Source organism: Psychrobacter sp. TPE 89C (genome assembly GCF_055522395.1).
The window spans coordinates 1-13,470 of record NZ_JBVFXW010000008.1; the positions used below are offsets into that span (position 1 = coordinate 1).

Sequence of the window (13,470 nt, forward strand, 5' to 3'; positions counted from 1 at the left end):
ACCTATCGTTTGAACTTAACCGGCTCGTTGCTTTTTCACACGATTCTAAAATATATCAATTGTGACTGTTAGAGCTTACCTTCAGTTAAAATATAACCTTGTATCACTAGGCCACCCCCATATCACAGACCATTACCTCAATAGACACACAGCTGATAGCTCCCTCGATATTATCTGTGCTGTTTCTCTTGTTTTGATGGTTATATTTGAACTGAAGGTAAGCTCTAACAGTCACAATTGATATATTTTAGAATCGTGTGAAAAAGCAACGAGCCGGTTAAGTTCAAACGATAGGTGTCGTATAATAGGTAAGCTTGACGTGGTAATTGGATCGTCAATGACTCACCATAATAAGGAATAACGATGTATTTTTTACTCTCCCCTGCCAAATCTCTGAACGAAACAGACGCTATACCATTAAATATAGGTAACTACTATAGTCAGCCTGAACTGATTGAACACTCACAAGTATTGATGCAAGTACTGAAGTCTAAAGAACCGATTGATTTACAAGAGCTGATGGGCATTTCTAATGATTTGGCACAGCTCAATGCGACGCGTAATCAACAGTGGCACTGGAGTAAAGAACGACCTTTCACTGATAATACTAATGCGGCAAAACCTGCTGGGTATTTGTTCGATGGTGATGTTTATACTGGTCTTGATATGTATCACATGGATAAAGACACGACTATCTACGTCAATGAGCACTTAGGCATTTTGTCAGGGCTTTATGGTGTGTTAAAACCTTTAGATTTGATTCAACCATATCGCTTAGAAATGGGCACCAAACTGAAAAATGAGCGCGGTGATAACCTATATGAGTTTTGGGGCGAGGAAGTGACTGAGGTTATCAATGTGCGGATGGCTGATAGCGACGATAAAACATTGGTTAATCTCGCTTCTAATGAGTATTTTAAGTCTGTAAAGAAAAAAACATTGAAGGCTGACATCATTACACCACGATTTGAGGATGAAAAAAATGGTCAATATAAAGTGATTAGCTTTTATGCCAAAAAAGCACGTGGATTAATGGTCAAGTATGCTGCAGATAATAAGCTGACCAATGCAGAGCAGCTAAAGCAGTTTGATTTGGCTGGATATTATTATTGTGAATCCGCTTCTGATGATAAGACGTGGACGTTTAGACGGGATAGTGTAAATCAGTAGTAAGATTTTGGCTTACTTTAAATCAGTACCATAGAATTTTTTATTCATTACAGAGTTAAAGCCGGCGCAAGCAAACCCACGGCGGCTTAATAATCTTCAGTTAAGTAGTGCTATGGTATTTCTTAGTTACAGCACTTAAGGTGTTATTTCAACCTCAAGCTCTAACCTCAAAGGTCTTTTTAAATAAATTTTTAACGTGACTTTTATATTGATAGAAGCCGCCTCAGGTGGCTGATTATCTAAAGCGCTGTTAACAATGTGTGCTACTTTCATTGCTTCTTCATCTTTAAGCTCAAAGCCATTTGCCTTAGCACCTCTCATGACTTTTTCATAAATTGCTTTTTCACCACCATTACGCTCTTTATTGTCAAATGATAATTGCATAACTTTAGACTGGGCAACGCTAGACATCTCCATCGGTTTTTGAATTTTAAATCTATCTAAACTCGAATCAGCTGAACTATTAGCAGAAGCTAACATCAAGACTGACGCTGCTATCGCAATTGATAAACTTTTCATTTTTGAATTCCTTTTAGGCTATATCATTTCCCATAGTTTATATCCCTATCAGCGAATTTTACCGCTATAACAACTATAGCTTAATAATTAGTTAATAGAAAATTTAAATTATTTTTAAACTTATATACAATTTAGTGCTTAGTTCTACCGATATTTTTACGACTGATTGAAATAAACATGATGAAAAACTTAGCGCTTAAAAGGAGCAAGTTAAGTCGGTAATAACTTTGAAGAGCTCAATATGTTGATAAAAAAAAGCCCCAACTCAATGAGTTAGGGCTTTTTTATTTAAAGCTAGTATAGGTTAAGAGGCATAAATTACATCATGCCGCCCATTCCACCCATACCGCCCATTCCACCGCCAGCACCCATGCCAGCCATACCGTCATCACCTTGCGGCAAGTCAGTAATCATAACTTCAGTGGTAAGCATTAGGCCTGCAACAGATGCAGCGTTTTCTAGTGCTGAACGTGCTACTTTAGCTGGGTCAAGAATACCCATCTCGATCATATCGCCGTATTCACCAGAAGCAGCATTGTAACCATAGTTACCGCTACCGCTTTTCACTTCGTTGACCACAACTGACGCTTCTTCACCTGCGTTAGTTACGATTTGACGTAGTGGTGCTTCCATCGCACGACGTAGGATGTTGATACCTGCATTTTGATCGTCGTTATCGCCTGTTAGTTCAGACAATGCGTTCATAGCGCGTACTAGCGCAACACCACCACCAGGTACAACGCCTTCTTCAACCGCTGCACGAGTCGCATGTAGCGCATCGTCAACACGGTCTTTCTTCTCTTTCATTTCAGTTTCAGTCGCTGCGCCGACTTTGATAACTGCTACGCCGCCAGCTAGTTTAGCAACACGCTCTTGTAGCTTTTCTTTGTCATAGTCAGAAGTAGACTCTTCGATTTGACGGTTGATAGACTCAACACGGTTTTCGATATCAGCTTTGTTACCAGCGCCATCGACGATTACTGTGTTTTCTTTACCAACAGTCACTTTCTTAGCAGTACCCAGTTGCTCTAGAGTAGCAGTCTCAAGGCTCAGACCAATCTCTTCAGAGATAACCGTACCGCCAGTTAGCGTTGCGATGTCTTCTAACATTGCTTTACGACGATCACCGAAACCTGGTGCTTTAACCGCACAAGTTTTCAAGCCACCACGCATGTTGTTAACAACCAGTGTTGCTAGCGCTTCGTTCTCAACATCTTCAGCGATGATAAGCAATGGTTTGCTTTGCTGCATTACTTGCTCAAGTAATGGTACGATTTCACGGATATTGCTGATTTTTTTGTCAACTAGCAAGATATATGGGTTTTCAAACTCAGCCGTTAAGCTGTCTTGCTTGTTAGCAAAATACGGGCTGATATAACCACGGTCAAACTGCATACCTTCTACGACTTCTAAGGTATCTTCGAAGCTTGAACCTTCTTCAACCGTAATAACGCCTTGCTTACCGACTTTTTGCATCGCTTGCGAAATCAACTCACCGATTTTGGTGTCTGAGTTAGCAGAGATAGAGCCTACTTGTGCAATGGCTTTTTCGTCGTCAGCTGGTGTAGACAACAAATGGATTTGCTCAACAGCAGCACGTACCGCTTTATCGATACCACGTTTAAGATCCATTGGGTTCATGCCAGCAGCCACTGATTTCATGCCTTCTTGCAAGATTGACTGAGCCAATACCGTCGCAGTAGTCGTACCATCACCAGCGACATCGTTGGTACGGCTAGCAACTTCACGTACTAGCTGTGCGCCCATGTTTTCAAACTTGTTTTCTAGTTCGATTTCTTTGGCAACGGATACACCATCTTTAGTGATTGTAGGTGCGCCAAATGATTTATCGATAACAACGTTACGACCTTTAGGGCCTAGCGTAACTTTTACTGCGTTTGCTAGAACGTTTACGCCGTCCATCATTTGTTTACGGGCATCAATGCCGAATTTTACGTCTTTTGCCATGTTAAATTACTCCACTATTATAAGTATGAGAATACGGTTGAATGATTCGATAATATGGTTATATATGTGCTTCGCTAACAACTGACTTAGCCAACAGGCCTCGTGAGTAATTAGCCTTCTAACACACCCAATACATCAGATTCTTTCATAATAAGCAGTTCTTCGCCGTCAACTTTTACCGTTTGACCAGCATATTGACCGAACAAAACTTTGTCGCCAGCTTTTACGTCTAACGCACGAGTTTCGCCGTTGTCACGAATCTGACCGTTACCAGTAGCTAATACTTCACCTTGTGAAGGTTTTTCTTGAGCTGAACCAGGAAGCAAGATGCCACCAGCCGTTTTTGTTTCTTCTTCTATGCGGCGGACGACAATACGGTCATGTAAAGGACGAATGTTCATCGATATGACTCCAAAAGTTGATTATTAAAATTAAGGGTTTATTTGAATTAATAGTCTCAATGCCAGTATCTACAAGGACTACTACTCAAAAGCAATATTCCGAAGATAAGCATTAAGCTTGTATCAAAAAGTGGGGGCAAGATGTGTTCGCTTCAAGTGTAAAGCCCAAAATTTTACAAGAATTATCTCAGAGAGCCGCCTACTGCTGTCCTGATTTCGCATCGTTGTACTAATAGCCTATTATTTATTCTTATATGGAGCATATTTGTAGCAACATTGACTACAAGGGCAACACACCATAGACAGCAAACACTCTTGAAAATGTAACCAAGTATGACCATTATAGTGCTTGTAAACACAATAATAGTGGTCGATAGAATCTGATATACCAACACTATATTAATTAAGGAACATCTATGATTTTTTCATCATCGAATAAAAATTCTAATAATACAAAACGCAGTAAGTCTAAATTTTTGACCGCCTTGACGTCAGGCGCTAGTATTGCTGCTATCGGAGCATTAAGTATGACTGCACCCACTATCGCCAGTGCAAAGACCATCCAACCATCGAGCGCCAGCTATAGCTTTACGGTTGAGGACAAGTATAAAGGCACCGCTACTCGTACCTTAAACAAGTCAGGTGATACTTGGAAATACAATGTCAATGCACGAGTTGCAGGTGTGGCCAGTGCCTCGCAAAATAGCACCTTTACCATCAACGGTAACAATGTCACGCCAACACAAGCCAGCACAACTTATAAGCTCCTAGGCGTAGGCCGTACACACAAACTGGATTTTAATCCAAGTAGCAAAAAAGTCGTGAGTAACTATCGAGGCAAGTCGACGACAATGAACATGTCGCAACAAGCCTTTGATGACTTAAGCCTTGAAGTGCAGATTCGTCAGGATTTATTGAACGGTAAATTCTCTGGCAACTACTACATGGCGAAGAAAGACAAAATCGAAAAGACCCCATTTAAGAAATCTGGCAACACCAAAATAACTGTACCAGCAGGCACCTTTGATACAGTACGTGTCGACCGTGTTCATGATGACGATAGTCGCTCTACTAGCTTCTGGTTAGCACCAAGCTTAGATTACCTACCAGTTAAAGTAAGTCAGATTAATGATGGTAAAAAAATGGATTTAGAATTGACCAAGGTGAACTAAACTATTTATTGAACCACTGAAAAAATATTAAAAAAAGCGGCGCTCTAATGTAGAGCGCCGCTTTTTTTGGTTTTATACTGATAGCTGACAAACATTACTTATTGAGAGTTACCTACCAAGCATTTGGTAAGTTAAGCGTCAGACAACTTAGATCACTGGCGAGGTTTCTTAACGACATTATTCATCGAAGGCAGACGTTTGAGCAAAATAAACAACCATACATTGATAAGCAGCAATAGTAAAAAATCAAGCAGATAGACAACTATCTCCGCCCAACTACTGCCATAAACTCGCGTAAACAACACCACGCCACTCGCACCTAAGTATACGAGTATGAACATACTACTGATTAACAACGCATAAGGCGAGCGTCCACGCAGTATCGATGGTGTCAGAATAAATGCTGGTACTAGCCACAGCATTTGCCATGCGACACCGCCGACGATATCAGGACTACTTGGATTGAATACATTAATAAAAATAGGCAGTCCAAGCAATCTATAGACGAGCCAAATCAACCACGTAACCATCAAACGCTGACGGATAGGCGCAATAGGTTTACTTACTTTGGCAGGCTTACCAGTTTTCTTTACTGGTGGTTCAGCATTCATCTCACTATCGGAGCGGTTTGTAGCCATTAGATATATTTACTTCCTCATTAATAGCGTGAATAACGCTGTTGCACTTTAGGCTCAATGATTATTGTAGGCTCAACGATACAAAGGCCGCTTAGCGACTCCAGTTAGCTTGAGCCAATGCTGTCGCACTGATAGCCAAACGGCGACCTTGAGCGATGCCTAGCTCACGCTCATCAGGTGAGATAGGCTGATCATGTGATGCCCCACTGACATGGCTAGCACCATAAGGTGAGCCGCCACGTTGGGTGCGATTTAACGCAGGCTCCGCATAAGGCACACCAACGATAATCATACCGTGATGCATCAATGGCAACATCATCGTCAGCAACGTCGTCTCTTGACCACCATGCATCGAACCCGTTACCGTAAATACGGAGGCAGGTTTGTTTTGCAAATTACCTGCCAGCCATAATGTCACTGTATTGTCCCAAAAGTATTTCATGGGTGCGGCCATATTACCAAAGTGCGTTGGGCTACCAAGCGCCAGACCGCTGCAATTTTTGAGATCATCCATGGTGCAATACAGATCACCTTCATCAGGTATCGCAGGCTTGCTCGATGTCGTCTCAGGAGCAACCGTTGGGACCGTACGAATACGTGCTGTCATGCCAGCGTCTTCGATACCTTGCGCGATAGCGTATGCCAATGTCTTGGTTGTACCATGATTAGAATAATAGAGTACCAATACATAAGGGGCAGTCTGACTCATTAGCAACACTTCCTTAAATCATTCACGTGGTTAATGATAGCAATATGTAGCCAACAGCTGACACTATCAATATATCTGCACATTATGCCCGAGTCATTCACTGACATGCAAACAACCTAGCTGTGCATTATCGTCAGAACACTCTATCGCGTTGACTACTGTGCATTTTGAAACAATTAAAGGGCAGATGATAACCGCCTATGTTTGTTACACTATTGTCACTCTAATACCTGCTAGATGGTCGATATGGAAAAGTTAGCAAAGAAAATCCCGTTTTTACACCAGCGCTGGTTTCAGTTTTTACGATTTTTGGTTAGGCATTTTTTTGAAGACAACTGCCAGCAAAAATCAGCCTCGCTGACCTATACGACCATGCTATCGATCGTACCCATGCTGACCGTACTCTTGATGATTTTGTCTTCAGTACCAGCACTTTCGTCGGTCAGAGCACAAATATATGAAGTCATTTATAACAACTTACTACCGCAATCTAGCATGCAGGTTAGTGAGTACATCAACAACTTCGCTGAAAAATCATCTAACCTGACCATTATTGGTGCGATGGTGCTGTTTTTTACAACGATTATGACATTGACGACCATTGAGCGAGCTTTTAACCAAATATGGCGCGTAGAGAATCGGTCTGGTGGCATCAAAAGCATGCTGCGCTATTGGACGATGGTGACCTTAGGGCCATTGGTATTGGGCACAGCTTTCATCGCCTCAAGTGCGATACAAAGCATTAGTTTTTTAAATCAGCAAGTCGCCGGTTACGGCATTGATTGGTCTATCTGGATACAAGCCGTCACGATTGGCATCACGGTCTCAGGCTTCATCGGTATGTACTGGTTCATTCCAAAAGCACGCGTGCCAGCCAAAAATGCGGCCATCGCTGGCATATTTGTGGCCATCGTCTTTGAGATGATGAAGCATCTTTTTGGTACCGTGATGGCAAACTTTACCAGTTATGAAGCTATTTACGGAGCCTTTGCAGCCTTACCAATATTTTTGCTATGGATTTATTTGTCGTGGAATCTGATTCTACTGGGCGTTGAAATTAGCTATACCCTGACCATCTTTGGGACAGAAGAAGTGGAGCCACGCCATCCATTACTGAGCTTGCTAGACATGCTTAACTTAGTATATACGCACCATTTAAAAGGTGAGGCCGTCAGCGAACAAGCGCTTCGCAACATGCTAGGACGCAAAGAGCTGCCGAAATGGTATACCTATATTAACTATTTACAAGACAGCAACCTCATCACCATGACCGAAGATGACGACTATGTACTCAAAAGAGATTTGAGCAAGATGACATTATGGGATTTTTATCGCACCCTACCTTACCCATTACCCATCAAAGATGAGTTCGATGAGGTAAGAATAGAAGACCAAACGCCTTGGATTAGGCTGCTGATAGAGCGTTTTGAACATACTGAAGCTTATGCCAAACAACAACTAAATCTACCGTTAAGCGCTATATTTACCAATACGGAACCACGTAAAAAGGCCGCTTCTGATAAAAAAGGTAGCCATAAAAATAATGATGCCCATTTATTTAGAAAGACCTCAGCATCGACGATGGAACCATTGGCAAAAGATGACTCAAATAAACAAAATACACCGCACTTTGAGCCCATGTCGTATGACAAAGACAGTGATATAGAATGGGATGACCGTAATAATGAAATTATCATTCCCCAAGATATAAACGATGATAAGAAACAAACTCAAACCAATAATAAGGGCGATATTATTACTGAAGCGGATAACCCTAAAGTGAGCTAACCAAAATAAAAAGAACTAGGGCGTGTCCTCATTTTAAAAATGGCGATAAAAATGAGATAAATTGCCGTCAAACGAGGAAAATAGTGCAGATAATATCGAGATATTGACCAACTATTTGACGATGTTTGGCAGAATTTAGCTATTTTTAGCCCATTTAGAGAACACTCGTTTGAATTGAGGACACGCCCTAATATGACAGTCAAAGCCCTGTCGTATATTTATGAATAAGCTATGACACTATAAGTTTAATATGATGATTTTTGGATACCTCAAAGCTGATGACAGTGAATAAAGATGACAAAAAAAGCTTATGGATACGTACACTTGATATAAGCCAAAACAAGCTAAAACAGTTTGCCCAGTTATGGTCATTGCAGACCCTCACTGACCTGCCCGATCGCCTGCGAAACTTATGGCAACAGCTGATTGGCTCTTATTGGTTTATCCCAACAGCTTGCGTCATCATAGGTATATTACTTGCGCCTTTATTAGTAACCATCGACCAGCACTTTGACCGTGCAACTGTCAGAGATATTACCTTTGCCTTTACGGGTGACGATGATGCGGCGCGCGCTATTATGACAGCGATAGCGGGTGCTGTATTAGGTGTTGCGGGCACGACATTTTCAATTACGATTGCCGTATTGTCGATGGCCTCATCACAATTTGGCCCACGCTTGTTACGCAATTTTTTGACAGACACACCCAATCAACTGGTATTGGGTGCATTCATTGGTACCTTTAGCTATAGCCTGCTGGTATTAAAATCTATCCATAAATACGATGTCGCTTTTGGTGTACCACAGCTGGCTGTGACCTTTGCCATTATTATGGCCATTGTCTGCGCGCTATTGCTCGTGTACTTCGTACAGCATATGGTACATGCCATCCAAGCATCGCATGTCATCCAGAATGCGAGCAACGATGCCATTCATAATATTCACTATTGGTATGGCAGTCATTGTGACATCCAACATCAACGTGATATCGAGCATCATGATGTCGAACAGTTTCACAACTGGTCATCAATGCCCATCTATCCACCACGCTCAGGTTATATCCAACAGATTTACCTTGAGTCGCTGATTACTCTGACACAAGACTATGGTGGCGTGATACAGATTCATGTCAATCTGGGTGATTATGTGACTGATAAAAACGTCATTGGCTATTTTTACCAGCGTCCAACAGCACATCCAAATAACCGACAGAAAACATCAACACCGCAGTTGGCCGTTGTACCGCGCGCACCTGATGGTGTTTTTTGGCAACGCTTCGCAAACTGTATCCGTATCGAACAGCGATTGGTACACTCTAATGATATTGCTTATAGCTTAGGACAAATGACTGAAATCGCTGTACGAGCACTGTCTCCTGGTATCAATGACCCAAAGACAGCGGTCAACTGCGTACAATCACTGACGAGCTGCTTGAGTATTATGATGCGCTGTCAACCACCCAGCCCCTATCACTTTTATGTACCGGCACCAAATGATGATGCATCAAATGCCGAAGTTAAGCAGCAGCGACGACTGGCTATATTAGCCGTGATCACTCATACTCCAAAAATTTCTGACTTTATTAATACATCGCTTGGCGAAATACGTCGTTATGCAGCCGCTGATTTGATGGTCTTAAAAGCACTGTGTCAGGCAATGGTCAATCTCAACTATGCGCGAGTCAATATCGCACAGCAGCAGACACTATTGCATGAACTGACATTAATTGAGCGTGCAGGTGAAGAAAACCTAAACTATCAAGAATTGACCGATGATTTAATCGCCATGTCCAAGCAAGCCAAGCAATTTATTCTTAGTGATGATGCTCAGCATCAATATTTTGACTACGTGAGTGAATTTGACGCTCATATCCGTGAAGCCCTGCAAACACAATCGAGATAATTATATCAAGACTCGTAAATTGACATTCATCACTGGTGCCAAAGCAAGAATATAACTACAATCCAAACCATTTAATTCTTATTAGCACTACGTTTAAGAATACTTTTCATCATTATTTGAGACTTCTTTCATGGCCCCCACAAGCAGCCTAACCATACTTGAAATCAGCGCGATATTTTTATCCATCACAGCATTACTAACCTACGTCAATCATCGCTTTATTGGTCTGCCGACCACGATTGGCGTGATGGTTATCTCCATCTTGTTGTCTATTGGCGCCATATTTTTGGGATTTTTAGGCTTTGATCAGCTTATTGATTACGAAGTAAGCTTATTAGCACAGCTCGATTTTACCGAAGTATTATTAGACGGTATGCTCTCTATGCTGTTATTCGCAGGTGCTTTACATGTCAATATTAGCGACTTAAAACGCTATAAATTGCCTATTGGCATCCTTGCCTGCATCGGTACTATTGTATCAGCGATGCTTATTGCCACTGCCTTGTACTTTATGTTGCCGCTGCTCGGTTTTGGCTTGCCATTTCTGTGGTGCCTGTTATTTGGTGCGTTAATATCGCCGACCGACCCCATTGCGGTGATGGGTATCCTCTCATCAGCGGGCGCCCCAAAGAGCATCGAAACTGTCATCGCCGGTGAATCATTATTCAATGACGGTATCGGCGTGGTTATCTTTGTGCTGCTACTTGGTATTTTATCGAGCGGCGACATTCCGACAGCCAATTATGTGGCGCATACCCTAGCGGTGGAAGCAGGTGGCGGCATTGTCTTTGGTTTGGTACTTGGGGCAATTTTGTATTATATGCTCAAAAGCATCGACAGCTACCAAGAGGAAGTGTTGTTAACGCTTGCAGGTGTAATCGGTGGTTATGCATTGGCCAGCCATTGGCATTTATCAGGACCACTCGCGATGGTAATGATGGGACTAATGGTTGGTAATCGCGGGCGAGCATTAGCAATGAGCGATAAGACTCGTCATTACATTGATTTATTTTGGGAATTAATCGATGAGATTTTAAACGCTATTTTATTTGTGCTGATTGGTCTAGAAGTCGTCATGATTGCTTACTCAGGCAACCTGTTTATCGCGGCTGGCTTGACGATTATAATCGCCCTACTTGCTCGGTTTATTGTCGTGGGTATGACCACCAAGACCTTTAGCCGTCAGCTTGATTTACCGACAGGTGCATGGAAAGTCCTCACATGGGGCGGATTGCGTGGTGGTATCTCCGTTGCCCTAGTGTTGCAACTACCTATGGGCACTGAGCGTGATATCTTATTGGCACTCACTTATGCTGTCGTCATATTTTCTATACTGGTACAAGGCTTGAGCGTTGGTAAAGTGGCGAAAAGCATTCGTACGGATGCCACAGAGATCTAAACGGTAGATGTATTCAGTGACATAAAGGCCAGCATAAGAAGATGTCTTATGCTGGCCTTTTTTTATACCTATATATTTTGTCGTACGCTTTTATATCAGACCTTTTCGTTTCATATTGCGATAAACCACAATGACGATGAGAATATTTAAGATTAATATGCCCAATTTAAACCAGTCAAATGGGCGGGCAATTAAATAGTAAATTTCTATAGGGATAAATATCCCATAGCCAAGCACCCCAAACCAATACGCCCATGTTCTGTCTTGCCATAGGCCATATGCTTCAAGAAAGCGCAGACTGGCATAGGCAAAAATCAATAATAAAAACAATGGCCAGTTCTTGCTGGCTTGCTGAGCAATCCGTATCACACTATCAAACTGCGGTGCAAACAAGTGACCAAAGCTATGTTGCCAAGAGGCTGTTGCCGTCGTCAGCCAACGCGCAAGATTGGTATGCCATGACCATAACGCAACAGCACCGAGCAATGCGCCCAACCCTTTTACCATCTCATAGATTGCTACCGCTTTGATAGATTCACTAGAAGTACTTCGTGGCTTTCGTTTCCGGCCAATTAAGTCCATAGCATTATCTTTTGTAGATGGTGGCGGACTGTCATTCTGTCGGGGCAAATTAGCCAAAGAATGTCTCCACAACGCGACCTTGCAACTGCTGATTAAAAAACGGTGTGTTCTTACCGTTTGATAGCATAGATTGCGCTGTCACCTGCCACTCTAGATTAGGATCGACCAATACCGCACCGCCGATACTTTCATACTGCTCACCGATACCAGCAATTTTTGCAGGATTAAGGCAGATTTTATCAACGAGTTGCTCCAAAGTTAACACCTCATCATGTACTAGCTGACAGGCCAGCGCCATAAAGGTATCGAAGTTTGAAATACCTGGGGTACTCTCAGCAAACGGCGCTTTTTTGGCCGTACTGTTTAGCGGCTCATGATGACTACAGATCGCATCAATCGTACCGTCTTTCAATCCACGGCGAATGGCCTGCTGATCAGTGTTACTACGCAGTGGCGGTAACACATAGGCTTGGGCGTTAAAGCCTTCTAAGTTATCATCGGTTAAGTACAATTGATGCATCGCTACATCACAAGTCACTGGCAGACCCTTGTCTTTTGCCCAGCGCATCAGCTCGATTGACGACTTGCAAGACAACTGGCTGAAGTGAGCCGCGATACCCGTTTCTTCGACCATCAATAGCTGAGTAGATAGGGCGACCGTCTCAGCAATCCATGGTATGCCCTGCAGCCCATGATAAGAAGCGATATAGCCTTCATGTGCTACTCCATCTCCAGACAGACTTGGCTCATCAGGATAAAAGAATACTTTCATACCAAAAGTTGCTGCGTACTCTAATGTACGCAATAAGATCAAATCATTGCGAAAAGGTCTACGTGCATTCGAAACAGCGATGCAACCACCTTTTTTCAAACCCGCAATGTTAGAAGGACGCTCTCCTTCTAACCCTGCGGTCAATGCACCCAATACATGTAAATAGATACCACCATCATCAAGCGCGCGCTCACGTAACCCTTTGAGCAGTGAGCCATTTTCTAGAATAGGATTGGTATCAGGTGGAATCACCACATGCAAAAAGCCATTGCCACGAGCAGCGAGTCCTTCTGATTCCAACGTACCATGCTGCTGCTGACCTGGTTCGCGTAGGCGTGCGCATAAGTCAACCAGTGGTGGTAGCAGCCACATTTCATGTCCAGCTTCAAGCGAGGCCAGTTTATCTGTTACTGCGGTTGGCAATGTATTTTTAATGGCTTTAGGAAGATGG

Annotated in this window: 12 protein-coding genes; 5 read left to right on the forward strand and 7 right to left on the reverse strand. The window is 42.6% G+C overall.

Annotated features, from left to right (window positions below):
* Nucleotides 1–363: 363 nt before the first annotated feature.
* Nucleotides 364–1,170: a peroxide stress protein YaaA gene (gene yaaA / locus ACZW67_RS04085; RefSeq protein WP_465182262.1), complete on the forward strand. Its 807-nt coding sequence runs from the start codon at nucleotides 364–366 to the stop codon at nucleotides 1,168–1,170.
* A gap of 135 nt (nucleotides 1,171–1,305) precedes the next feature.
* Here yaaA and ACZW67_RS04090 read toward each other — a convergent pair whose 3' ends face one another.
* The 3 genes from ACZW67_RS04090 to ACZW67_RS04100 form a co-directional block, all read right to left on the reverse strand.
* Nucleotides 1,306–1,689: a hypothetical protein gene (locus ACZW67_RS04090; RefSeq protein ID WP_465182263.1), complete on the reverse strand. Its 384-nt coding sequence runs from the start codon at nucleotides 1,687–1,689 to the stop codon at nucleotides 1,306–1,308.
* Nucleotides 1,690–2,007: 318 nt separating this feature from the next.
* Nucleotides 2,008–3,657 (reverse strand): chaperonin GroEL, encoded by a 1,650-nt coding sequence (gene groL, locus ACZW67_RS04095; RefSeq protein ID WP_110923978.1) that lies wholly within the window; start codon nucleotides 3,655–3,657, stop codon nucleotides 2,008–2,010.
* A 110-nt stretch (nucleotides 3,658–3,767) separates the two neighbouring features.
* The gene (locus tag ACZW67_RS04100) at nucleotides 3,768–4,058 is read right to left on the reverse strand and encodes a co-chaperone GroES (protein ID WP_010196840.1); all 291 of its coding nucleotides are present in this window, start codon (nucleotides 4,056–4,058) and stop codon (nucleotides 3,768–3,770) included.
* Nucleotides 4,059–4,474: 416 nt separating this feature from the next.
* Here ACZW67_RS04100 and ACZW67_RS04105 point away from each other — a divergent pair, with 416 nt between their 5' ends.
* Entirely contained in the window at nucleotides 4,475–5,230 is a 756-nt protein-coding gene (locus ACZW67_RS04105) for a DUF3108 domain-containing protein (RefSeq protein ID WP_201592601.1), read from the forward strand.
* 152 nt (nucleotides 5,231–5,382) lie between these two features.
* On the opposite strand, the gene ACZW67_RS04110 is transcribed toward ACZW67_RS04105, so the two are convergent.
* A complete protein-coding gene (locus ACZW67_RS04110) occupies nucleotides 5,383–5,868 on the reverse strand; it encodes a hypothetical protein (RefSeq protein WP_465182264.1) in 486 nt (161 codons plus the stop codon).
* Nucleotides 5,869–5,959: 91 nt separating this feature from the next.
* Nucleotides 5,960–6,577: an NAD(P)H:quinone oxidoreductase gene (gene wrbA / locus ACZW67_RS04115; protein ID WP_465182265.1), complete on the reverse strand. Its 618-nt coding sequence runs from the start codon at nucleotides 6,575–6,577 to the stop codon at nucleotides 5,960–5,962.
* 246 nt (nucleotides 6,578–6,823) lie between these two features.
* On the opposite strand from wrbA, the gene ACZW67_RS04120 reads away from it, so the two are divergent.
* From ACZW67_RS04120 to ACZW67_RS04130, 3 genes are all read left to right on the forward strand, one after another.
* Complete coding sequence (locus ACZW67_RS04120; protein ID WP_465182266.1) at nucleotides 6,824–8,365, forward strand: YihY/virulence factor BrkB family protein; 1,542 nt, start codon at nucleotides 6,824–6,826, stop codon at nucleotides 8,363–8,365.
* A 260-nt stretch (nucleotides 8,366–8,625) separates the two neighbouring features.
* Nucleotides 8,626–10,266 (forward strand): DUF2254 domain-containing protein, encoded by a 1,641-nt coding sequence (locus ACZW67_RS04125; RefSeq protein WP_465182267.1) that lies wholly within the window; start codon nucleotides 8,626–8,628, stop codon nucleotides 10,264–10,266.
* A 130-nt stretch (nucleotides 10,267–10,396) separates the two neighbouring features.
* Nucleotides 10,397–11,665 carry a cation:proton antiporter gene (locus ACZW67_RS04130; protein ID WP_197217846.1) on the forward strand — a complete coding sequence of 423 codons (1,269 nt, stop codon included), beginning with the start codon at nucleotides 10,397–10,399 and terminating at the stop codon, nucleotides 11,663–11,665.
* 90 nt (nucleotides 11,666–11,755) lie between these two features.
* Here the strand turns inward: ACZW67_RS04130 and ACZW67_RS04135 are convergent, their stop codons facing one another.
* Both ACZW67_RS04135 and ACZW67_RS04140 read right to left on the reverse strand, forming a co-directional pair.
* Nucleotides 11,756–12,304, reverse strand: coding sequence for a DUF2127 domain-containing protein (locus ACZW67_RS04135; RefSeq protein ID WP_465182268.1), 549 nt, complete (start codon nucleotides 12,302–12,304; stop codon nucleotides 11,756–11,758).
* Nucleotides 12,297–13,454 (reverse strand): dihydroorotase, encoded by a 1,158-nt coding sequence (locus tag ACZW67_RS04140; RefSeq protein WP_465182310.1) that lies wholly within the window; start codon nucleotides 13,452–13,454, stop codon nucleotides 12,297–12,299. Before ACZW67_RS04140 ends, ACZW67_RS04135 begins: the two co-directional genes overlap by 8 nt.
* Nucleotides 13,455–13,470 lie beyond the last annotated feature (16 nt).